The 22,615-nt window shown below is 41.6% G+C and carries 16 protein-coding genes and 1 pseudogene; all 17 read left to right on the top strand.

Annotated elements, in window-relative coordinates; all coding sequences use genetic code 11:
• Window positions 1-103: 103 nt before the first annotated feature.
• The 17 genes and pseudogenes from ACFOSE_RS09615 (at window position 104) to ACFOSE_RS09535 (ending at window position 22,569) form a co-directional block, all read left to right on the top strand.
• A complete protein-coding gene (locus ACFOSE_RS09615; protein WP_380432802.1) occupies window positions 104-1,003 on the top strand; it encodes a helix-turn-helix domain-containing protein in 900 nt (299 codons plus the stop codon).
• Window positions 1,004-1,194: 191 nt separating this feature from the next.
• On the top strand, window positions 1,195-3,312 hold the full coding sequence (locus ACFOSE_RS09610; RefSeq protein ID WP_380432800.1) for a peptide cleavage/export ABC transporter: 2,118 nt from the start codon (window positions 1,195-1,197) through the stop codon (window positions 3,310-3,312).
• 225 nt (window positions 3,313-3,537) lie between these two features.
• Window positions 3,538-4,245, top strand: a complete 708-nt coding sequence (gene purC, locus ACFOSE_RS09605; RefSeq protein WP_380432798.1) for a phosphoribosylaminoimidazolesuccinocarboxamide synthase — start codon at window positions 3,538-3,540, stop codon at window positions 4,243-4,245.
• A 202-nt stretch (window positions 4,246-4,447) separates the two neighbouring features.
• Window positions 4,448-8,173, top strand: coding sequence for a phosphoribosylformylglycinamidine synthase (locus ACFOSE_RS09600; RefSeq protein WP_380432796.1), 3,726 nt, complete (start codon window positions 4,448-4,450; stop codon window positions 8,171-8,173).
• A gap of 85 nt (window positions 8,174-8,258) precedes the next feature.
• On the top strand, window positions 8,259-9,698 hold the full coding sequence (gene purF, locus ACFOSE_RS09595; RefSeq protein ID WP_380432794.1) for an amidophosphoribosyltransferase: 1,440 nt from the start codon (window positions 8,259-8,261) through the stop codon (window positions 9,696-9,698).
• Window positions 9,699-9,871: 173 nt separating this feature from the next.
• Window positions 9,872-10,891 carry a phosphoribosylformylglycinamidine cyclo-ligase gene (purM, locus tag ACFOSE_RS09590; protein WP_380432793.1) on the top strand — a complete coding sequence of 340 codons (1,020 nt, stop codon included), beginning with the start codon at window positions 9,872-9,874 and terminating at the stop codon, window positions 10,889-10,891.
• A complete protein-coding gene (gene purN, locus ACFOSE_RS09585) occupies window positions 10,891-11,445 on the top strand; it encodes a phosphoribosylglycinamide formyltransferase (RefSeq protein ID WP_380432791.1) in 555 nt (184 codons plus the stop codon). Before purM ends, purN begins: the two co-directional genes overlap by 1 nt.
• Window positions 11,445-12,185 (top strand): GNAT family N-acetyltransferase, encoded by a 741-nt coding sequence (locus ACFOSE_RS09580; protein ID WP_380432789.1) that lies wholly within the window; start codon window positions 11,445-11,447, stop codon window positions 12,183-12,185. The genes purN and ACFOSE_RS09580 overlap by 1 nt, the downstream gene beginning before the upstream one ends.
• A 56-nt stretch (window positions 12,186-12,241) precedes the next feature.
• Entirely contained in the window at window positions 12,242-13,789 is a 1,548-nt protein-coding gene (gene purH / locus ACFOSE_RS09575; RefSeq protein WP_380432787.1) for a bifunctional phosphoribosylaminoimidazolecarboxamide formyltransferase/IMP cyclohydrolase, read from the top strand.
• A gap of 404 nt (window positions 13,790-14,193) precedes the next feature.
• Window positions 14,194-15,333: a LysM peptidoglycan-binding domain-containing protein gene (locus ACFOSE_RS09570; RefSeq protein ID WP_380432785.1), complete on the top strand. Its 1,140-nt coding sequence runs from the start codon at window positions 14,194-14,196 to the stop codon at window positions 15,331-15,333.
• Window positions 15,334-15,856: 523 nt separating this feature from the next.
• A pseudogene (locus ACFOSE_RS09565) lies at window positions 15,857-16,731 on the top strand (Abi family protein).
• Window positions 16,732-16,933: 202 nt separating this feature from the next.
• Complete coding sequence (locus ACFOSE_RS09560; protein ID WP_380432804.1) at window positions 16,934-17,290, top strand: Abi family protein; 357 nt, start codon at window positions 16,934-16,936, stop codon at window positions 17,288-17,290.
• Window positions 17,272-17,598, top strand: a complete 327-nt coding sequence (locus ACFOSE_RS09555) for a hypothetical protein (protein ID WP_380432784.1) — start codon at window positions 17,272-17,274, stop codon at window positions 17,596-17,598. The genes ACFOSE_RS09560 and ACFOSE_RS09555 overlap by 19 nt, the downstream gene beginning before the upstream one ends.
• Window positions 17,599-17,996: 398 nt before the next feature.
• Window positions 17,997-19,262 (top strand): phosphoribosylamine--glycine ligase, encoded by a 1,266-nt coding sequence (purD, locus tag ACFOSE_RS09550; RefSeq protein WP_380432782.1) that lies wholly within the window; start codon window positions 17,997-17,999, stop codon window positions 19,260-19,262.
• A 233-nt stretch (window positions 19,263-19,495) separates the two neighbouring features.
• Window positions 19,496-19,984, top strand: coding sequence for a 5-(carboxyamino)imidazole ribonucleotide mutase (gene purE, locus ACFOSE_RS09545; protein WP_380432780.1), 489 nt, complete (start codon window positions 19,496-19,498; stop codon window positions 19,982-19,984).
• Complete coding sequence (purK, locus tag ACFOSE_RS09540; protein WP_380432778.1) at window positions 19,971-21,068, top strand: 5-(carboxyamino)imidazole ribonucleotide synthase; 1,098 nt, start codon at window positions 19,971-19,973, stop codon at window positions 21,066-21,068. The genes purE and purK overlap by 14 nt, the downstream gene beginning before the upstream one ends.
• On the top strand, window positions 21,058-22,569 hold the full coding sequence (locus ACFOSE_RS09535; protein ID WP_380432776.1) for an AAA family ATPase: 1,512 nt from the start codon (window positions 21,058-21,060) through the stop codon (window positions 22,567-22,569). The genes purK and ACFOSE_RS09535 overlap by 11 nt, the downstream gene beginning before the upstream one ends.
• Window positions 22,570-22,615 lie beyond the last annotated feature (46 nt).

Below are 22,615 nucleotides of genomic sequence, written 5' to 3'. Positions count from 1 at the left end.
TTTGTCACTTACAGTATAGTCCTTTTGGGCTTTTTATTGTCGTTGAAAATCAACTAGCACCACGAGTAGTAATATATAGATAATAAAATTGAAGGAGATAGTCGTGATTACCAGTGAAGGTCTAGGTAAACGTATTCGTACAGAACGGGAAAAGCAAAGTCTCTCACGGGAAAATTTGTGCCGTAACGGAGCTAATCTGACGGTTCGGCAGCTCCTACGTATTGAAAAAGGGGAATCGATTCCTTCTCTGGATAAATTAGACTACATTGCTAGAAATCTCAATGTTAAGGTTGCAGATTTACTGGAAGCAGATAGCATCGATATTCCAGAAGATTATTTCAGAATGAAGAGTCGCTTGATAAAATTTCCAACTTATGGCGAAAAAGATCGCGTAGAACAAAAGCAAGAGCTGATAGAAGAAGCTTATGAGAAATATTTTTCGGTGCTGCCAGAGGAAGAGTTACTCTTTTTGGATCTTTCAGAAAATCTCTTAGAATGGACTCAGACAGGTAAAATACCTCATGTTGAAGAAATGTTTGAGGATGCTTTTGAGCAGGCGCAAAAGAAAAAGGCTTTAAATCTTAATGATTTATTGGTTTTGGGTTATTATCTGGTCAGTATCCAAAGGCAAAAATACTACGACCAGAAACTTTTCGCTAAGATTGAAAGACGGCTCTTAAAGCAGGAAGCAACTACGGATGAATTGATTAATATTGAATTGCTCTCCACCCTCATGGATCTTATTGGGGTTCGCATGTTGCATGATGATTATAAGGGAATGCTACCTATTATAAAGCAAGTTCATCTATTAATTAATACAATTCAACAGCCTACTTATAAACCAAGTATTCTAATGATTGAAGCCAAGTACTACCTTCATGCTGAATCAGATCGAGAAAAAGCTGAAGAACTTTATGAACAAGCCATTTCATTAGCGAGTATACTAGGAGATCCGGCTTTGTCTGAGGGCTTACAACAGGAAAAATCTGAAGATGGTCTTTAGTAGTGACAGAGATGTCACTATTTTTTTATGCTTTAAATAGGTATCATAGAGATACATAAAATAATGAAAGGAGTGAAGAATAGTGAGAAAATTATTAAATATTCTAACATTAGTATTGTTTCTAGGTATGTTTATTCGCTAAGCACTAAGCTATAGCAATAACAAATTATTCTAAAAAGAAAGGGGTTATCTTGAGAAACTATCCCTATATTCCTCAGGTGGATGAGCGTGACTGTGGTGTGGCTGCCTTGGCCATGATTTTAAAAAATTACGGTTCTAGCTACAGCTTGGCCCATTTGCGAGAATTAGCTCAGACTTCTCGTGAGGGAACCTCAGCTCTGGGCTTAGTTAGGGCAGCACAGAGTCTCGGGCTGAGAACCAGGGCCATTCGTGCTGATATGGGACTTTTTGATGATGATCATTTAAGTTATCCCTTTATTGTTCACGTTGTTAAAGATAAGAGCCTGCAACATTACTACACAGTATTTGGGCAAAAAGATGGAAGGATTATTATTGGAGATCCCGATCCTAGTCAGAAGCTCATCAAGCTAACCCGCGATGCGTTTGAAAAAGAATGGACAGGTGTCGCCCTCTTTTTTGAACCGAGTGAGACCTATGAAATTCATCAGGAAAAAATGAAGGGGCTGCTCTCTTTTGTTCCCCATTTACTGAAAAAGAAGGGTTTGATTGCTCTCATCATTGCTTTGAGTTTTATGGTAACCGTCATCAATATTGTCGGTTCTTACTACCTACAAGCTATGTTAGATACACTGATTCCAAGGGCCCTGTATTCCATATTGAGTTTAGTGTCTCTGGGGTTATGCTTTGCCTATTTGGGGCAACAGGTTTTATATTTTTTCCAGACCTACCTATTAAATAGGCTAAGTAATTATCTATCTGCTCAAGTTATCCTCCCTTATATCAAACATGTCTTGTCCTTGCCGATGACCTTCTTTACCTCTCGGCGGACCGGAGAGATAACCTCACGCTTTGGTGATGCTAGTACGATTATTGATGCCCTGGCTTCAACCATTCTCACACTCTTTTTGGACCTGACCATTGTGATTACTTTAGCGGTGACACTGTTTGTTCAGAGTCCTAAGTTATTCAGCTTGACCTTGGTTGCTGTTCCTCTATATGGTTTGGTTATTCTCACTTTCTTAAAACTTTTTGAGCAGCAAAATTATCAAGTGATGGAATCCAACAGCCAAGTCAACACGGTTATTATTGATGATTTACGAGGAATAGAAACTCTGAAGTCTCTGCGTGTTGAAGAACGGCGCTATGCTACTATTGAAGGTAAATTTGACGATTATTTAAATAAATCTCTCAAGAGAAGCAAATGGGAAGCTATTCAAACCAGCCTTAAGATGATTGTCCAATTAGTGTTTAATATCTTAATTCTTTGGTATGGAGCTCATTTAGTTATGCAGGGGGAACTGTCGGTTGGTCAGCTGATTACCTATAATATGCTGCTCAACTATTTCACAACGCCTCTGACCAATATTATCAATTTACAGGAGAAACTGCAGCAAGCCAAGGTGGCTAATAATCGTCTGCAGGAAGTATATGTTGTAGATAAGGAAGAAAAAGATCAACAAGATCAAACGCATTTCCAAGCATTACGCTTAACAGGTGTTAGTCATCGTTTTAGTTATCAGCAAGAAACTTTACGTGGTATTGATCTGTCGGTTAAGCGAGGGGAAAAAATTGCCTTGATGGGTAAAAGTGGTTCTGGAAAAACCACTCTCGCTAAGATTTTAGCGGGATATTATAAAGTGAATGATGGCCAAGTCTATATAGACGATCAAGCTGTGAGTTATCCACAGTTACGTCAATTGGTGACCTATGTTCCACAACAATCCTATATTTTTACCGGAACCATTTTAGATAATCTTTTACTTGGGACTGAAGCCCAAGCTGACGAGCAAGAGTTGATTAAGGCTTGTGAAACTGCTGAAATCTTAGATGATATTAAGGCCATGCCTCTTGGTTTTGAGACACAAATTTCCGAAGATGGCGGTTTATCTGGTGGACAGAAGCAACGCTTAGCGATTGCACGTGCTCTTTTAACCAAACAGCCTATTCTTGTCTTTGATGAAGCTACTAGTGGTTTAGATAGTGACACTGAGGGCAAGGTGATTGAAAATCTAGCACAGCTTGATCGTACCATGGTTTTTGTAGCTCACCGTGGCAGTATTTCTTATCATGCCAGTCGCATTGTTAAAATTGATGCGGGTCAAAAAGTTAGTGATAAACCAAATTATCGAGCGCACTTAGTACGATTAGGACTTATGGGCTTACATTGATAATAGAATTAGCAAAGCGAAGACTCTGGGTCTTCGCTTTTGGTGTATATTTGGTGTATGGTGTGTATATAATAGAAGAAAATCCTTATTTTGGGTAGTTTTCTTTTAAAGACAAGAAAACACGAACGATGATATTTTAAAAGGATGTATAGTCTGTAAAATCTTGATAAACTATTTTTTCTATGTTAAAATTTAGCTAAAGTGAAATGAAAGGCGAACATTTTAGTGAAAAGACAACTGATTTATACAGGTAAAGCCAAAGATATTTATGACACAGAAGACGAAGATTTAATTGTTTCGGTTTATAAAGACCAAGCAACCATGCTCAATGGAGCTCGCAAGGAAACCATTGAAGGCAAGGGAGTGCTGAACAATCAAATTTCGTCTTTAATTTTTCAAAAGTTAAATGCAGCAGGTATAGCGACTCATTTTGTTAAACAACTATCAGAAATAGAACAGCTAAATAGGAAGGTGACGATTATCCCTTTGGAGGTTGTCCTTCGTAATGTGACGGCAGGTTCTTTTTCTAAGCGCTTTGGTGTTGAAGAAGGAATTAGGCTTGAACAACCTATCGTCGAATTTTACTATAAAAATGATGACTTGGATGATCCTTTTATCAATGATGAACATGTTAAATTTCTGAAAATTGCCGATGATGAACAGATTACTTTTCTCAAGGCAGAGACACGCCGGATCAATGAGCTGTTAAAGAACTGGTTTAGCCAAATTGATCTTCAACTCATTGATTTCAAATTGGAGTTTGGTTTTGATAAGGATGGCAAAATTATTTTAGCAGATGAATTTTCTCCTGATAATTGTCGTCTCTGGGATGACGAAGGCAATCACATGGACAAGGATGTTTTTCGTCGTGATCTTGGTGATTTAATTAGTATTTATGAGCTTGTTTTGGAAAAATTGAAAGATCTGGAATAAGAAAGATCGAAAAAACACAGTACTCCCAATTATCACTTTTAACTGATAATTAACTTTCATATCCGCTTATAATCTTATAATAAAGAAAGGAATTGAACCCTTCCGGGAAGCTTGTTAAAAAGACAGCCCATTTCTGAAACCAGGATTTTCAGACGGTCCCCTACTTTAAAGTCGCTTCCTTATTGGACTTGGTATCTTAATTATGGATAAACGTATTTTCGTTGAGAAAAAAGCAGATTTTCAAGTGAAATCGCAGTCGTTGGCTCAAGGGTTGACGCATAACTTACAGCTTAAAACCTTGTCTAATCTGCGTATTGTGCAGGTTTATGATGTCTTTAATTTAGCAGAAAACCTGTTTGCGCGTGCCGAGAAGCATATTTTTTCTGAACAGGTTACTGATAAGCTTCTGGATAAAACTGTCCTTGAGGCGGAACTTGAAGATTATGCCTTCTTTGCCATCGAGAGCCTGCCGGGACAATTTGACCAACGTGCAGCCTCTGCCCAAGAAGCCTTGCTTTTATTGGGAAGCTCTCATAATGTTGCTGTTAATACCGCCCAACTTTATCTTGTAAACAAGGATATTGCTGCTGATGAATTGACTGCAGTCAAGAACTATCTACTTAATCCAGTGGATTCCCGCTTTAAAGATATTACTAGCGGCATCACTCGTCAAGAGTTTTCAGAATCTGATAAGGTTATTCCTGATTTGGATTTCTTTAAAACCTATACGGCTGAAGACTTTGCTAGTTACAAGGCTGAGCAAGGGCTAGCCATGGAGGTGGACGACCTTCTCTTTATTCAAGATTATTTCAAGTCATTAGGACGTGTACCGACAGAGACCGAACTAAAAGTATTGGATACTTACTGGTCAGATCATTGCCGTCATACGACTTTTGAAACAGAGTTGAAAAACATTGATTTCTCAGCGTCTAAATTTGAGAAACAATTACAAGCAACATACGACAAATATATTGCCATGCGTAAGGAATTGGGGCGCTCTGAAAAGCCCCAAACTCTTATGGATATGGCGACCATATTTGGCCGCTACGAACGGGTTAATGGGCGATTGGATGATATGGAAGTGTCGGATGAAATCAATGCCTGCTCGATAGAGATTGAGGTGGATGTCAATGGTGTTAAAGAACCTTGGCTCCTCATGTTTAAAAACGAGACTCATAATCATCCAACAGAAATTGAGCCATTTGGTGGGGCCGCTACCTGTATTGGCGGAGCTATCCGAGATCCCTTATCAGGTCGTTCCTATGTTTATCAGGCTATGCGTATCTCGGGAGCTGGAGATATTACCAAACCCATCGCAGAAACACGTGCTGGTAAATTGCCTCAGCAGGTCATTTCCAAAACAGCAGCGCACGGTTATTCTTCCTATGGCAACCAGATTGGACTGGCAACTACCTATGTCAAAGAATATTTCCATCCCGGTTTTGTTGCCAAACGTATGGAACTTGGTGCGGTTGTAGGTGCGGCTCCAAAAGAAAATGTCATCCGTGAAAAACCAGAGGCAGGTGATTTGGTTATTCTTTTGGGCGGGAAAACAGGCCGTGACGGCGTAGGCGGTGCGACGGGTTCATCCAAAGTTCAAACTGTTGAATCGGTGGAGACAGCCGGGGCAGAAGTCCAAAAAGGAAATGCTATCGAGGAACGCAAGATTCAGCGCCTCTTCCGAAAAGGTGAGGTGACGCGACTAATTAAAAAATCCAATGATTTTGGCGCTGGCGGTGTCTGTGTCGCCATTGGTGAATTAGCTGACGGACTTGAAATTGATCTTGACAAGATCCCACTCAAATACCAAGGCTTAAACGGGACTGAGATTGCTATTTCAGAATCTCAAGAACGGATGTCTGTGGTGGTCGCTCCTCAGGATGCTACCCAATTTATTGCAGAATGTCACAAAGAAAATATTGATGCCTTAGTTGTTGCGACAGTAACTGAGAAACCGAGTCTTGTCATGACATGGACTGGTCAGACTATTGTAGATATTGACCGCTCTTTCTTAGACACCAATGGGGTTCGTGTGGTTGTAGATGCTAAGGTCGTTGATAAAGATATCAAACTTCCAGAAGTTCGTACAACATCAGCTGCGACACTTAAAGCAGATACCATCAAGGTCTTGTCTGACCTTAATCACACCAGCCAAAAAGGCCTTCAAACCCTTTTTGACTCCTCAGTTGGCCGTTCAACTATCAATCATCCGATCGGTGGTCGTTACCAAGTGACTCCTACTGAAGCTTCTGTTCAAAAGTTACCAGTTCAAAATGGTGTAACGACAACAGCATCTGTCATAGCTCAGGGCTATAATCCTCATATTGCTGAATGGTCGCCTTATCATGGAGCGGCTTATGCTGTGATTGAGGCGACAGCTCGCTTGGTAGCAACAGGGGCCAACTGGTCTCAAGCTCGTTTTTCTTACCAAGAATACTTCCAACGTATGGATAAACAAGCTGATCGCTTTGGTCAACCTGTTTCGGCTTTACTTGGTTCCATTGAAGCTCAGATTCAATTGGGTCTGCCATCGATTGGTGGTAAGGATTCCATGTCTGGTACCTTTGAAGAATTGACAGTACCGCCGACGTTGGTTGCTTTTGGGGTAACAACGGCAGATAGTCGCAGAGTGCTCTCGCCAGAATTTAAAACTGCCGGTGAAAATATTTACTATCTTCCGGGTCAACCCATTTCAGAAGATATTGATTTTGATCTGATCAAGGCTAACTTTGCTAAGTTTAAGTCTATTCAAGACAATCATACAATCATCTCTGCTTCAGCAGTTAAGTATGGGGGAGTTCTTGAAAGTCTGGCTCTTGCTAGCTTCGGTAACCGCATTGGTGCTGTTGTAGAACTCTCTGAGCTTGAAAATAGCTTGACCGCCCAGCTCGGGGGCTTCATTTTTACCTCACAAGAAGAAATTCCTAACCTAGTTAAAATCGGGCAAACGGTAGCTGGCTTTAATCTTACTATCAATGGTGTTAACCTATCTGGTGCAACCTTGCTCAAGGCCTTTGAAGGCAAATTAGAAGAGGTCTACCCAACAGAATTTGATCAAGTCAAAGAAAGGCAAGAAGTTCCAGCTCTTACTAAAGAGATGACTAAACGAGCCAAAGAAACGATTGATCAACCTCTGGTTTACATCCCAGTCTTTCCGGGAACCAACTCAGAATACGATTCAGCCAAGGCCTTTGAAAAAGAAGGCGCTAAAGTCAAGGTGGTACCGTTTGTAACCTTGAATGAGACTGCTATCGCTAATTCAGTTGACGCTATGGTGGCTAATATTGAAGAAGCCAATATCATCTTCTTTTCTGGCGGTTTCTCAGCTGCTGATGAACCAGATGGCTCAGCCAAGTTTATCGTCAATATTTTGCTCAATGAAAAAGTAAGAACGGCGATCGATAACTTTATTGAACGTGGCGGTCTTATTATCGGCATCTGTAATGGTTTCCAAGCTCTGGTCAAATCAGGTCTCCTACCTTATGGTAATTTTGAAGAGGTTAGCGAGACCAGTCCAACCCTCTTTTACAATGATGCCAACCAGCACGTTGCTAAAATGGTTGAAACTCGTATCGCTAACACAAACTCTCCATGGTTGGCTGGGGTTGAAGTCGGTGATATTCATGCTATTCCAGTATCCCACGGTGAAGGGAAATTTGTCGTAACGGCAGAGGAATTCGTAGCGCTTCGCGACAATGGTCAAATCTGGAGTCAATACGTTGATTTTGAAGGTCAACCAAGTATGGACAGTCGTTACAATCCTAACGGTTCTAGCCATGCTATCGAAGGCATTACCAGCGAGAATGGGCAGATCATTGGTAAAATGGGACACTCAGAACGCTATGAAAATGGTCTTTTCAAAAACATCCCAGGAAATAAAGATCAACATCTATTTGAAAGTGCGGTGCGCTACTTTACAGGGGAATAAAAATAAAACACCCCCTCTAATAAGAATAAATCGGAGGAGTTGTATACAACAGAAGTTCAATCTCACTCCCCAAAAGGAATTAATAATGACATACGAAGTAAAATCTCTCAACGAAGAATGTGGTCTCTTTGGTATTTGGGGACATTCTCAGGCAGCTCAGGTGACCTACTTTGGACTGCACAGTTTGCAACATCGCGGTCAAGAAGGAGCTGGCATTCTTTCTAATAATCAAGGAAAGCTCTACCGTCACCGTGATACTGGCCTTGTTTCCGAAGTTTTTAAAAATCCTAATAATCTAGAGAAATTGACAGGCAAAGCGGCTATTGGGCATGTTCGCTATGCAACAGCAGGTGAAGCTTATATTGATAATATCCAACCCTTCCACTTTAAATTTCACGACATGCAGTTCGGTCTAGCTCACAATGGTAATTTGACCAATGCAGTCTCCCTGCGCCGTGAACTGGAAGATAAGGGGGCCATTTTCTCATCAACCTCAGATACGGAAATTTTAGCGCATTTGATTCGTCATAGCCAAAAAGCAGACTTTATGGATAAGGTCAAAGAAGCTCTGGCAACGGTAAAGGGTGGCTTTGCTTACTTACTTATGATGGAGGATAAGTTAATTGCTGCTCTGGATCCTAATGGTTTTCGTCCATTATCTATAGGTCAAATGTCCAACGGTGCCCTAGTTGTCTCCTCGGAAACCTGCGCCTTTGAAGTTATCGGTGCCAAGTGGATTCGTGATGTTAAGCCGGGCGAAATCGTCATTATTGATGATAATGGTGTTCAGTACGACCACTATACCACAGATACCCAATTGGCTATTTGTTCAATGGAGTATATCTATTTTGCTCGTCCTGATTCAATCATTGCAGGTGTCAATGTTCACAACGCCCGTAAAAAGATGGGCAAGCGCTTGGCGCAGGAGTTTCCTTACGAAGCCGATATCGTTGTCGGTGTGCCCAACTCCTCTCTCTCAGCAGCCATGGGCTTCGCCGAAGAGTCAGGTTTGCCCAATGAAATGGGCCTCATCAAGAATCAATATACTCAACGCACCTTTATCCAACCGACACAAGAACTGCGCGATCAAGGTGTCCGCATGAAGCTCTCTGCCGTCTCAGGTGTGGTTAAGGGAAAACGTGTGGTGATGGTTGACGACTCAATTGTTCGCGGAACGACTTCACGGCGAATTGTTCAGCTCTTGAGAGAAGCTGGTGCTACTGAGGTTCATGTTGCTATTGGCAGTCCTGCTCTTGCTTATCCATGTTTCTATGGGATTGACATTCAAACACGTAAAGAGCTAATTGCTGCCAATCATACGGTCCAAGAAACCTGTGAAATCATCGGCGCCAATACCTTGACCTACCTGTCCATTGATGGGCTAATTGATTCCATCGGTCTTGATACAGATGCCCCTAATGGCGGTCTCTGCGTTGCTTATTTTGATGGCGATTACCCAACACCGCTCTACGATTACGAAGAGCGCTATCTACAAAGTTTAAAGGAAAAGACGAGTTTTTATTAAGGCAGATAGCCTTGATTAGGTTAAGTTTAGCACTTGTTATTTTCAAATAAAGAAAGGAATTGAACCCAGATAGAAAAAAGCTTGGAATTTAGACCGCTCTTACTAAAATTAGGATTTCTCAGTGGTGAGGCTAAATTCGGTTGCTTTCTTCGGCGTTCTTGGTATCTTATATTATGTCTAAAAATGCTTATGCCCAATCGGGTGTAGATGTTGAAGCTGGTTACGAAGTTGTTGAGCGCATTAAAAAACACGTCGCACGTACGGAGCGTGCCGGTGTTATGGGAGCTCTCGGTGGTTTTGGCGGAACGTTTGATCTGTCTCAAATCGGTGTCAAAGAACCAATCCTCATTTCAGGAACTGATGGCGTAGGAACCAAACTTATGTTGGCCATCAAATACGATAAGCATGATACTATCGGTCAGGACTGCGTAGCTATGTGTGTCAATGACATCATTGCAGCTGGCGCTGAGCCCCTTTACTTCCTCGACTATGTAGCAACTGGTAAAAATAAACCCGCTAAATTAGAGCAGGTCATTGCTGGGGTAGCCGAAGGTTGTGTGCAGGCTGGTGCTGGTCTTATCGGTGGTGAAACCGCTGAAATGCCTGGTATGTATGGCGAAGATGATTACGATTTGGCCGGTTTTGCGGTCGGTGTGGCTGAAAAAAGCCAAATCATCGATGGTTCCAAAGTCAAGGAGGGCGATATCCTCCTTGGACTTGCTTCCAGCGGTATCCATTCAAACGGCTATTCACTTGTTCGCCGTGTCTTTGCAGATTATACTGGTGAAGAAGAACTGCCAGAGTTGGAAGGCAAAAAACTAAAAGATGTTCTGCTTGAACCGACACGTATTTATGTCAAAGCAGCTCTGCCATTGATTAAGGAAGAATTGGTCAATGGTATCGCCCACATCACAGGTGGCGGCTTTATCGAAAATGTGCCGCGTATGTTTGCAGATGATTTGGCTGCTGAAATTGAAGAAGACAAGGTTCCGATTCTGCCGATCTTCAAAGCCCTTGAAAAATACGGCGAGCTGAAGCACGAGGAAATGTTTGAAATCTTCAACATGGGGATCGGTCTCATGCTGGCTGTCAGTCCAGATAAGGTTGAGCGTGTCAAGGAAGTTATTGACGAGCCTGTTTATGAACTTGGACGTATTGTGAAGAAGGTCGACGCAAGTGTGGTGATAAAATAATGAGTAAAAAGATTGCTGTATTTGCCAGTGGGTCTGGTACAAATTTTCAAGTAATCGCCGAGCACTTCCCAGTTGCATTTGTTTTCTCTGATCACCGTGATGCCTATGTGCTGGAGCGCGCTAAAAATCTGAGTATTAAAAGCTACGCTTTTGAGCTCAAGGAATTTGACAATAAGGCGGCCTATGAGCAGGCTATCGTTGACCTCTTGGAGGAGTACCAGATTGATTTGGTTTGTCTGGCAGGCTATATGAAAATTGTCGGACCGATCTTGTTAGAGGCTTATGAGGGCCGCATCATCAATATTCATCCAGCTTACCTTCCTGAATTTCCGGGAGCTCATGGCATCCAAGATGCCTGGGAAGCTGGCGTAGCTGAGAGTGGTGTCACTATTCACTGGGTGGACAGCGGCGTTGACACAGGAAAAGTAATTAAACAAGTTCGTGTGCCTCGTCTGGCTGATGACACCATTGAAAGCTTTGAAGCTCGCATTCATGAGGCAGAGTATATCCTCTATCCGCAAGTATTGACTGGATTGGGAGTGGAGAGAAAGTAATGGGAACACAGCTTGTTAATCTTTTTAAGGATTGGGAAGAAACACTTATATGGTCTTGTTTACAAGGTGTAATGGGAGAAGTGTTAGTCGATGATGTGGAAAATCCAAGGTCTGCTCTTGCCAAAATTGGCAGATGTTCTTCATTTGGTTTTCTAGCTGGACAACCAACAATTTCTTTAATAGAGGTTTGTCGTGGTGAAAATATCATTTTGGTTCCTAAGGATAGGAATTGGATACAACTGATTGAAGAATCGTATGCTGATATTGCTCACCCTTTTACTCGTTACGCAACAAAGAAAGATACGGTCTTTGATAGTGAACAATTGAAAAGTTATATTTTAAATTTATCTGAAGTTTTTAAAATCAAGCCAATTGATAGAAATCTCTATGAACAATGTCTTCAGCCAGAGTGGTCACAAGATTTAGTTGCTAACTACAAGGATATTGAAGAATTTTTGAGGTTGGGATTGGGTTATGTTATTGTTTGTGAGAATCAGATTGTGTCTGGTGCCTCATCCTACTCAACATACAAAGATGGCATTGAAATTGAAGTTGATACCCACTCAGATTTTAGACAAAAAGGATTAGCAAAAGCTGTAGCAGCTCAACTTATTCTAGAGTGTTTAAAGCAAAATCGTTACCCTAGTTGGGATGCTCACACTAAAGATTCATTAGATTTAGCTAAAAAATTAGGCTATGAATTTTCATATGACTATATTGCTTATGAAGTTGAATGGTAGTAGGATATTTATGAAAAAAAAGATAATCGAAAATTCATTTTAACAAAGGAGAAAAAATGACAAAACGTGCACTAATCAGTGTCTCAGATAAAGCAGGCATTATTGAATTTGCCCAAGAACTCAAAAATCTCGGTTGGGACATCATTTCAACCGGCGGAACCAAGGTTGCCCTTGATAAAGCAGGAGTTGATACTATCGCGATTGATGATGTGACCGGTTTTCCAGAAATGATGGATGGACGTGTCAAGACCCTTCATCCCAAGATTCATGGCGGTCTTCTGGCTCGCCGTGACCTTGACAACCATGTCAATGCCATGAAAGAGCATGATATTGCTCCAATTGATTTGGTTGTGGTTAACCTTTACCCATTCAAAGAAACAATCTTAAAGCCAGATGTGACTTACGCTGATGCGGTTGAAAACATTGACATTGGCGGACCTTCCATGCTGCGTTCGGCAGCTAAAAACCATGCTAGCGTGACCGTTGTGGTTGATCCAGCAGATTATGCAGCCGTTTTGGAAGAATTGGCTGACGTAGGGCAGACGACATTTGAAATGCGCCAACGCTTAGCAGCAAAAGTTTACCGCCACACTGCAGCCTATGATGCTTTGATTGCTGAGTATTTCACAACTCAAGTCGGTGAAACCAAACCTGAAAAACTGACACTGACTTACGACCTTAAGCAGCCCATGCGCTATGGTGAAAACCCGCAGCAGGATGCAGATTTCTATCAAAAAGCTTTGCCAACAGACTACTCTATCGCCTCTGCAAAACAGCTTAATGGTAAAGACTTGTCCTTCAACAATATCCGTGACGCTGATGCCGCTATTCGTATTATCCGTGATTTCAAAGATCGTCCAACTGTTGTAGCGCTCAAGCACATGAATCCATGCGGTATCGGTCAGGCTGACGACATTGAGACTGCTTGGGACTATGCCTATGAAGCCGACCCTGTTTCTATCTTCGGCGGTATCGTTGTTCTCAACCGTCAAGTTGATGCAGTGACAGCTGAAAAGATGCATGCTATCTTCCTTGAAATCATCATCGCACCAAGCTATACAGATGAAGCGTTAGCTATTCTCACAACCAAAAAGAAAAACTTACGTATCCTTGAACTGCCCTTTACTGCTCAAGCAGCCAGCGAAACTGAAAAGGAATACACCGGTGTTGTCGGCGGTCTCCTTGTGCAAGATCAAGATGTTATTAAAGAAATCCCAGCTGACTGGAAAGTTGTCACTAAACGCCAACCTAGCGAGCAGGAAGCGACCGCTCTTGAGTTTGCTTGGAAGGCCATTAAGTACGTAAAATCAAATGGTATCATTGTGACCAACGATCATATGACACTTGGCGTCGGTCCTGGTCAGACCAACCGTGTGGCTTCTGTTCGCATCGCCATTGACCAAGCTAAAGATCGCCTTGATGGTGCGGTTCTTGCCAGTGATGCCTTCTTCCCTTTTGCAGATAACGTTGAAGAAATCGCTAAAGCAGGCATCCAGGCCATCGTCCAACCAGGGGGATCCGTACGAGACCAAGAATCCATCGACATGGCTGACCAATACGGCCTCACTATGGTATTTACTGGAGTGAGACATTTCCGCCACTGATTATTTGTTGATAGTTATCCTAAAAGAGGCTGGGACAAAAGTCCTGCCTTTTTCGTTTTGCTCTAGCTTTAGCAGATTAACGAAAGGATTGATTGGCTGCTATCCCTTACTAAACAAGTGATAGCGGCCAAGTTAATCAACTGTGCAGAAAGTGGGACCACAAAATCGAAATTGCGATTTTTGTGCCACTCTTTTTTAAGCTTATTCTTCCTTCTTTTATATAGCGGTGTAAAGTGATTATGATAGGTTTTTGTGCAATATCAAAAACTAGTGATATATTACAAATAAGACAACACATTACAACAATAAGTTATTTTCTTTAAAGCAAGCATCTGGGGGTGACTTTGCAAAAATTTATGATAGGATAGTTACTATCTTGAAAATGAAAGGGACTATAACATATTATGAAATTTAATAAAAAGATGCTATTAGCCTCAACCCTCGCTTTATCCGTTTTTGCATCATTTAATGCACAAGCACAAGCTGAGGAACAAGTAGGAAACTGGGCAGCTCGTTCAGTTGAAGAAGTACAAACTGATTTAGTAAATCAAGATAATAATTCAACATATACTGTAAAATACGGTGATACCCTCGGAACAATCGCAGAAGCCATGTCTATTGATGTTAATGTTTTGGCCAAGGTCAATCAAATCGCTGACATCAATGTGATTTTCCCAGATACAGTGATCACTGCCACTTATGATGCTCAACATAATGCTACAGGCCTTACGATTGAAGGTGCTAACACTGATCAATCAGCTTCTGTTGATTTTTCAACTAATGAAGTCACTGTTGGTGATACAACAACTTCTTTGGATGACATCGAAGCACCTGCCTCAAGCGAAGTCCCAGCAGCAAGTTCGGAAGCTGCCGTTGCACAGCCAGAAGTAGCACCATCTGAACAAGCACAAACATCTGAAACAGCTGTTGAAGCGCCGGCAACTTCTGAAGTAGCTTCAGCACCAGCAGTTGATACTGCAGCTGATGCTAACGCGCAAGTTGATGCAACAGCGGTGGCAGAGCAAGCTTCAACCGCCGAAGTAGCTCCGGCTTCTGAAACTGAAACAAGCGAAGCCGAAACAACGGTTTCTGACCTAACTGCTCAATCAGAAGCACCAGTTACCGAAGAACAAGTAGCTGAGCAAAATCCAGCACCAGCTGAAGTTCAAGCAACAGGAGCAGGTGCAGACGTTAATACAGATGGATTGCAACCAAATGCAGCCGCTTATGCAACAGATATTGCTAACCAATACGGTGTTACTGACATCGGTACTGTCCGTGAAGGTGACAGCGGTGACCATGGTTCAGGTAAGGCGGTTGATGTCATGGTTCCTCAAGGTTCAGACCTCGGCGACCAAGTAGCTGCCGATGCAGCCGCCAAAGCAACAAGCGGTGAATACGGTATCTCATACGTTATCTGGGAGCAACAATTCTACGCTCCAACTGATAACATCTATGGACCGGCTAACCAATGGAATCCAATGCCAGATCGTGGCGATGCTACCGCTAACCATTATGATCACGTTCACGTGTCATTTAACTAAGTTATTGCTTATAATTAATTAGTAAAAAACACCCAGCCAGAGAGTGAACTGCCCCAAAAAGTTGGATACAAAATCTAACGGGTAAGGGACTCAGAGGTTGGGTGTCTTGTTTTTGCCCAGTATCAAGCATAGAAGCCTCCATAGCAATAGTCAAAGACTTTTATAGCTTTCAGTTTCAGATGAGCCTAACAACTTTTTTGCTCTGTCTTTTTTGTTCAGCACTTAGGGAGTTTTTTCTATACTGGGTGTGTTAACCCATTTTTTACACGAATAGAAAAGTAAGCCAAAACGTTTGGTGGAAATTTCAGGAACTGATGGCGCTACTGCGTTGGTCAATGTGTGCTCTATTGGAGATGAGAAACCAATCATTGCAGCTGTCAAGGTGGGCATAGAAAAGCTATTGACAAGAAGTGAGTGGGGGAGGGTTGTTTTTTTTTCAAATACTTTTAATACAATAAAATTAATAGGACCGCCCACCTCTCCCTGATGTGACAAGGTGGACATTTTTTATATGAGTGATTAAATGGAAATCAAAGAATTTAAGACTTTTGAAGAGCAGGTAGCTAAACTAGTTGAGCACGGGTGCGAAGAAATCATCTCTAAGGAATATGCTATTAATATCCTGAAACGTATCAACTATTATCGGCTAACTGCTTATTTTCTACCTTTCAGAGATGAAGAGGCCCAAAAATATGACAGTAGCAAAATATCTTTAGAAAAGGTTTACAGCATTTATCAGTTTGACTCAGAACTCAGGCTACTATTAATGGCGTATATTGAAGACATTGAGTTATATTTTAGAACGCAAGTTGCCTACCATCATTCTGAACAGTATGGCGTCTTGGCTTATAAAGATAACGAGAACTTTAACAAGCTTCATAAGCACGACGAGTTTATGGACAATCTTGAAAAAGAACTGAACTATCGAAGAAAGGATCCTGTTTATAAACATCATCAATCCAAATACAATGGTGAATTTCTTCTCTAGGTTTTAGTTGAATTTTTCTCATTTGCTATGACTTCTAAGTTTTATGCCGATAGTTCAAATGACCTTCAAAGTCTTATCGCTAAAGACTTAAACATAAAGACAGCTCAAGTTCGTACCTACCTTGAAGTTGCAGTCGTCCTCAGAAATTATTGTGCGCATTATGGCAGACTATATTACAGAAGTTTCACAAAAATTCCTGGTCAGCTTCCGCCTTTTATGACTGAAAATATCAAAATAAAAAACCGCCTCATGGCACAATTATACGCCCTTAAACAACTATATATTGATGGCGACAAATGGAATAACATTTTATTCCGCGTTTAAGAGCCTTATTTGATAAACACCAATCCAATATTCATCTACATCATTTGGGTTTTACCAGTGACTGGGAAGTTGTTTTGAGAAAATAAAATATAAGAAGTGAGCCGAGAGGCTTGCTTTTTTGGTATAATAAAGAAAAATAATATAGTAAGCAATTAGAAAGTATGTCTAGACAGAAGAAGTTAATAATGTTGAATTAATTAATCATTTGGAAGCAAAAGGAGTGACCTTTAGTAATATTTCTAAAGGTTAAGCGATTACCTTTGTTGATAATACTAATTATTATTATAAATTGCAGCTTTTCGAAAGAATTTTAAAAAGAGAGATGGCAAGTATGTCAACTTAGATTTTGAATATCTAAAAGATTTAGCTTCCATAGATATGCAAATTAGAAATTTGCTATTATCCATTTCGATTAATACGGAACATTTTATAAAAACAGAGCTCTCAAGGTTAATAAATAATAATCCTAAAGAAGATGGTTATAGTATTATAAAGAAATTTCAAAAATCTAAAGAATACAAAAGGTATTACGATTTAACAAAGAAAAAATTCAAACAATTTCGTTATCAACATGATATGTATGAAAAGAGAAAAGTGACGATCCTCATTGGGCTTTGTTGGAACATATGGATTATGGTTGTTTAATAAAATTTGTTAAGTTTTATTATTCTAAATATAAAAATAAATCAAAGTCATTAAAAAAAGCAGTAGAATTAGGTGATAATGCACGTTATGTTGGAAATACTTGTGCTCATAACAGTGTATTTATTATCAATGTTTTCGAAGAAAATAATAAATTAAAAAATGTCAATGCAAGTGTAACGACTTTAGCGAAACAGACAGATGTATCTAAATTCAAAAAATATAAGAAGGTAAATGACTTGTTATCTTTGTGCACTTTATCAAAGGCTTATTGTTCAGAATCTGTTTTAAAGTATAAAGAAAAGATTTAGATAAATTTTTAGAAAGATGTTATCGTAACAAGAACTACTATAGAAAAAATCTAGAGCTCACTAAATTGATAACCATTTTTGAAAGAATTCAAAAAATTATTTGAAGGTATCGCTCGACTTTGTTTTATCCTTCGTGATATAATGACAGAAATGTGTAAGACTGATTAAGTTCATCGCCCTATAACTTATGCGTGCGTAGGTAAGGGAATTCTTCAATAAGTAAAAGTCAGATGAATATTGCTCGTCTGGCTTTTCTTTTGTCTAAGATTGTGAAACTCCCGAACAAATATGTTATAATATTCCTATATAATTCGTAAAATGCCACTTGTGTTTTACGTTCATCAATAAGGGGGGGTTGAGGCTCTCTTGTTATTGCTTAAAGGTGAGGTATCTTAGCTATGAAACTTTTGGTTGTTGGTTCTGGCGGTCGTGAGCATGCGATCGCTAAGAAGTTGTTGGAGTCTTCGCAGGTGGAGCAGGTCTTTGTGGCTCCTGGAAATGATGGTATGACGCTTGATGGACTGGATTTGGCTGATATCGGAATTTCCGAACGTTCTAAACTGATTGACTTTGCCAAAGAAAATGACATTGCTTGGACCTTTATCGGTCCTGATGATGCCTTGGCGGCTGGGATTGTGGATGACTTTCATCAGGCGGGGCTTAAGGCTTTTGGTCCGACTAAGTTAGCAGCGGAGCTGGAGTGGTCCAAGGATTTTGCTAAGGAAATCATGGTCAAATACGGCGTTCCGACCGCAGCCTATGGCACATTTTCCGACTTCGAGGAAGCAAAGGCTTATATCGAAAAGCAGGGCGCTCCTATCGTGGTCAAGGCGGACGGCTTGGCGCTGGGCAAGGGCGTGGTCGTGGCAGAAACCGTGGAGCAGGCGGTCGAAGCAGCGCATGAGATGCTGCTGGACAATAAGTTCGGGGACTCCGGTGCGCGTGTGGTTATCGAGGAATTTCTGGACGGTGAGGAGTTCTCCCTCTTTGCCTTTGTCAATGGCGACAAGTTCTATATCATGCCTGCGGCGCAGGATCACAAGCGTGCCTATGACGGTGACAAGGGGCCAAATACAGGCGGTATGGGGGCTTATGCACCGGTGCCTCACCTGCCTCAAAGCGTGATTGACCAGTCAATTGACAGTATCGTCAAGCCGGTGCTTGAAGGTATGATTAAGGAAGGCCGTCCTTATCTGGGCGTGCTTTACGCGGGGCTTATCCTGACGGCTGATGGTCCTAAGGTTATCGAGTTCAACTCCCGCTTTGGCGATCCCGAGACTCAGATTATTTTACCGCGCCTGACTTCTGACTTCGCGCAGAACATCACGGATATTTTGGCTGGTAAGGAGCCTGGCATCACTTGGCTAGACGCGGGTGTGACCCTCGGTGTGGTGGTCGCTTCAGATGGCTATCCGCTGGCCTACGAAAAAGGCGTGGCTTTACCAGAAAAGACCGACGGCGACATTATCACCTACTATGCAGGGGCTAAGTTTGCGGAAAATAGCAAAGCGCTGCTGTCAAATGGCGGCCGTGTCTACATGCTAGTCACCACAGCCGATACCGTCACAGCTGCGCAGGACAAAATCTATAAGAAACTTGCCCAACAAGAAACAGCAGGCCTCTTTTACCGACATGACATCGGAAGCAAGGCCATAAAAGACTAACAGCGACAGCAATAAGCGACCGCAGGTCGCTATGAAACCAAGCCCGCCTTAGGCTGTGAGGTCGTCGTGAGCTTTCTTACGTGTGTTGCTGCACCTTTCTTTTCGTCTTTTCTTAAAAGTCGAGGAAAAGCTAGCAACACATCTTAGAAATCTCCCTGACTAAGTTTGTAGCCCAAAGGTCTACAAACTTCCCTAAATACCACACAGCGGCGGGCTTGAAAAAGGAGAAAATCGTGAAACCAATTATTTCCATTATCATGGGCTCCAAATCCGATTGGAGCACCATGCAAAAAACAGCAGAAGTTTTAGACAAGTTCGGTGTGGCTTATGAGAAAAAAGTTGTTTCTGCCCACCGCACACCTGACCTTATGTTCAAACATGCAGAGGAAGCACGTGACCGCGGCATCAAGGTCATTATTGCCGGTGCTGGCGGTGCAGCGCACTTACCGGGGATGGTAGCAGCCAAAACAACGCTGCCCGTTATCGGTGTGCCTATCAAATCGCGTGCTCTCTCAGGTCTTGACTCACTTTACTCCATCGTGCAAATGCCGGGCGGCGTGCCTGTGGCAACTATGGCCATTGGGGAAGCGGGAGCTACCAACGCTACCCTGACTGCTCTGCGCATTCTCTCAATTGAAGACCAAGACTTGGCAGCAGCGCTAGCCCATTTCGCAGAGGAACAAGGAAAAGTTGCGGAGGCCTCAACAGATGAACTCGACTAAAACCATTGGCATTATCGGCGGCGGCCAGCTGGGTCAGATGATGGCTATCGCGGCGGTTTATATGGGTCACAAGGTGGTGACGCTGGATCCGACGGCGGACTGTCCCGCTTCACGCGTATCTGACATGATTGTGGCGCCTTACGACGACGTGGACGCTTTGCGCCAATTGGCTGCGTGCTGCGATGTGCTGACCTATGAGTTTGAGAATGTCGATGCTGACGGACTGGACGCGGTCATCAAGGACGGTCAGCTGCCGCAGGGGACTGACCTGCTGCGCATTTCGCAAAACCGCATTTTTGAAAAGGATTTCCTCGCCAACAAGGCCGGCGTGACGGTCGCTCCTTACAAGGTCGTGACTTCCAGTCTGGACTTGGAGGATTTGGATTTGAGCAAGACTTACGTCTTGAAAACGGCCACAGGCGGTTACGACGGTCACGGTCAAGTCGTCATCAAAACCAGCGACGATTTAGCTGCCGCTAGGCAATTAGCAAACTCGGCTGAGTGTGTCTTAGAAGAGTTTGTGGACTTTGACCTTGAAATCTCGGTCATTGTGTCGGGCAATGGCAAGGACGTGACGGTTTTCCCAGTGCAGGAAAATATCCACCGCAACAATATCCTCTCAAAAACCATTGTCCCAGCCCGCATTTTTGACCAACTAGCTGAAGAGGCCAAGGCCATGGCAGTGAGAATTGCCGAGAAACTCAACCTCTCAGGCACCCTCTGCGTGGAAATGTTTGCGACAGCAGATGACATCATCGTCAACGAAATCGCGCCGCGCCCTCACAACTCGGGACACTACTCTATCGAAGCCTGTGATTTTTCGCAGTTTGACACCCATATCCTAGGCGTGCTCGGCGCACCCCTTCCTCAAATCCGCCTCCACGCCCCAGCTGTCATGCTCAATGTCCTCGGCCAGCATGTCGAAAAAGCTGAGCACTACGTCGCAGAAAATCCTAGCGCTCACCTCCACCTCTATGGTAAAGTAGAAGCCAAACACAACCGCAAAATGGGACACGTCACGGTGTTTAGTAATGAGCCGAATAGTGTGAGAGAGTTTGGGGAAGGGATGGATTATGAGACTTAAGCAATTAAAATTAAAAAACTTTCGTGGTTATAAAGCGGAAACAATTGTTAACTTTGATGATTTAACGGCTTTTATAGGTAAGAATGATGCAGGGAAATCAACAATTTTAGAAGCATTAGAAATTTTTTTCAATAATAAATTAGTGGTTTGTGAAAGGGATGATTTATCTGTTGGAGTGACTGAAGACTCTATTTACATAACATGTGTCTTTGATGAACTACCCAATGAGATAATAGTAGATGCGTCTTCTAAAACTAGTTTGGAAGAAGAAAAGCTTTTAAACTCTAATGGTGATTTGGAGATTAAAAAAATCTTTAAATGTTCGTCAGCAAAACCAAAACCTGCAGTTAAGATTATTTGTAATCATCCCATAGATGATGGCTTTAATGATTTGTTGTCGCTAAAGCAGACTGATTTAAAAAAGCGTGCAAGTAGTTTAAAGATAGATGAAGATAGCTATGATAAAAGAAGTAATGTTTCTATTCGAAAAGCGATTTGGAGCTCTAAGGCAAATCTAACAACCAAAGAAGTTGAACTAGAGGTTACTAAAGAGGATGCTAAAAAAGTATATGGTGTAATAGAGACATTTTTGCCAATTTATGCCTTATTTCAATCGGACAGGAGTAGTTCGGATTCTGATAAGGAGATTGCGGATCCTATGTCAGTTGCAGTATCTCAAGCATTACAAGAGCTGCAAGCTGAGATTAATAAAATAAAGAGTGAAGTTCAACAAAAGGCAATTGAGACAGCAGGACGTACGTTGGCTAAGTTACAAGAAATGGATGAGGAGTTAGCTGCTTCATTAGTTCCAGAGTTTAAATCAGAACCTAAGTTTGATTCGCTTTTTAAATTATCAATAAAATCTGATGATGATATATCTATCAATAAAAGAGGGAGTGGAGTCCGTCGTTTAATTCTCCTAAATTTCTTTCGAGCAGAAGCAGAAAGAAAATTGTCAGCAGCAGAAAGGAATAAGAGCATAATCTATGCTTTTGAAGAACCAGAGACATCTCAGCACCCATCACACCAGAAATTACTTATAGAAGCTTTTTTAGAGTTAGCATCTAAGGAAAATACTCAAATAATTTTAACAACTCATACTCCAGCTCTTGGTGGACTACTGCCCACTGCTAGTCATGGAAGTGATAAGGTTTTACAGAAAATTACAGAAACCTTAGGTGTTTTACCTGATCCAATTTCAAATGAAACAAAAGCATTGATTTTAATAGAGGGTAAGACAGATATAATTTTCTTTAATCACTTATGTAAAGTTTTGAAAGAAAATGGAGAAATAGATAAAACCTTCCAAGAGGCAAATATTGCATTGGTACCTACTGGAGGCTGTGATAATTTGAAATCTTGGATTACTATGAGAACTGTGGATCAGTTTGGTCTTCCTTTTGGGATATTTTTAGATTCTGACAAGATGAATGATACGGATAATACTAAAAATATTTCAACAGTAAATAAAAATATTAAACATACTCGTGGTGCTAGTTGATTTTCAACGACAATAAAAAGCCCAAAAGGACTATACTGTAAGTGAC

Origin of the sequence: Streptococcus dentapri, assembly GCF_042649885.1 — a bacterium.
Taxonomy (GTDB): Bacteria; Bacillota; Bacilli; order Lactobacillales; family Streptococcaceae; genus Streptococcus; species Streptococcus dentapri.
This window is presented reverse-complemented; position numbering and strand designations above follow the sequence as displayed.

Excerpts from the sequence above, each read along its gene's own strand:
- ACFOSE_RS09535 (WP_380432776.1), top strand. The coding sequence starts at position 21,058 with ATGAGACTTAAGCAATTAAAATTAAAAAACTTTCGTGGTTATAAAGCG.
- purF (WP_380432794.1), top strand. The coding sequence starts at position 8,259 with ATGACATACGAAGTAAAATCTCTCAACGAAGAATGTGGTCTCTTTGGT.
- ACFOSE_RS09555 (WP_380432784.1), top strand. The coding sequence starts at position 17,272 with ATGGATTATGGTTGTTTAATAAAATTTGTTAAGTTTTATTATTCTAAA.
- purM (WP_380432793.1), top strand. The coding sequence starts at position 9,872 with ATGTCTAAAAATGCTTATGCCCAATCGGGTGTAGATGTTGAAGCTGGT.
- purK (WP_380432778.1), top strand. The coding sequence starts at position 19,971 with ATGAACTCGACTAAAACCATTGGCATTATCGGCGGCGGCCAGCTGGGT.
- purN (WP_380432791.1), top strand. The coding sequence starts at position 10,891 with ATGAGTAAAAAGATTGCTGTATTTGCCAGTGGGTCTGGTACAAATTTT.
- ACFOSE_RS09570 (WP_380432785.1), top strand. The coding sequence starts at position 14,194 with ATGAAATTTAATAAAAAGATGCTATTAGCCTCAACCCTCGCTTTATCC.
- ACFOSE_RS09580 (WP_380432789.1), top strand. The coding sequence starts at position 11,445 with ATGGGAACACAGCTTGTTAATCTTTTTAAGGATTGGGAAGAAACACTT.
- purD (WP_380432782.1), top strand. The coding sequence starts at position 17,997 with ATGAAACTTTTGGTTGTTGGTTCTGGCGGTCGTGAGCATGCGATCGCT.
- purH (WP_380432787.1), top strand. The coding sequence starts at position 12,242 with ATGACAAAACGTGCACTAATCAGTGTCTCAGATAAAGCAGGCATTATT.
- ACFOSE_RS09600 (WP_380432796.1), top strand. The coding sequence starts at position 4,448 with ATGGATAAACGTATTTTCGTTGAGAAAAAAGCAGATTTTCAAGTGAAA.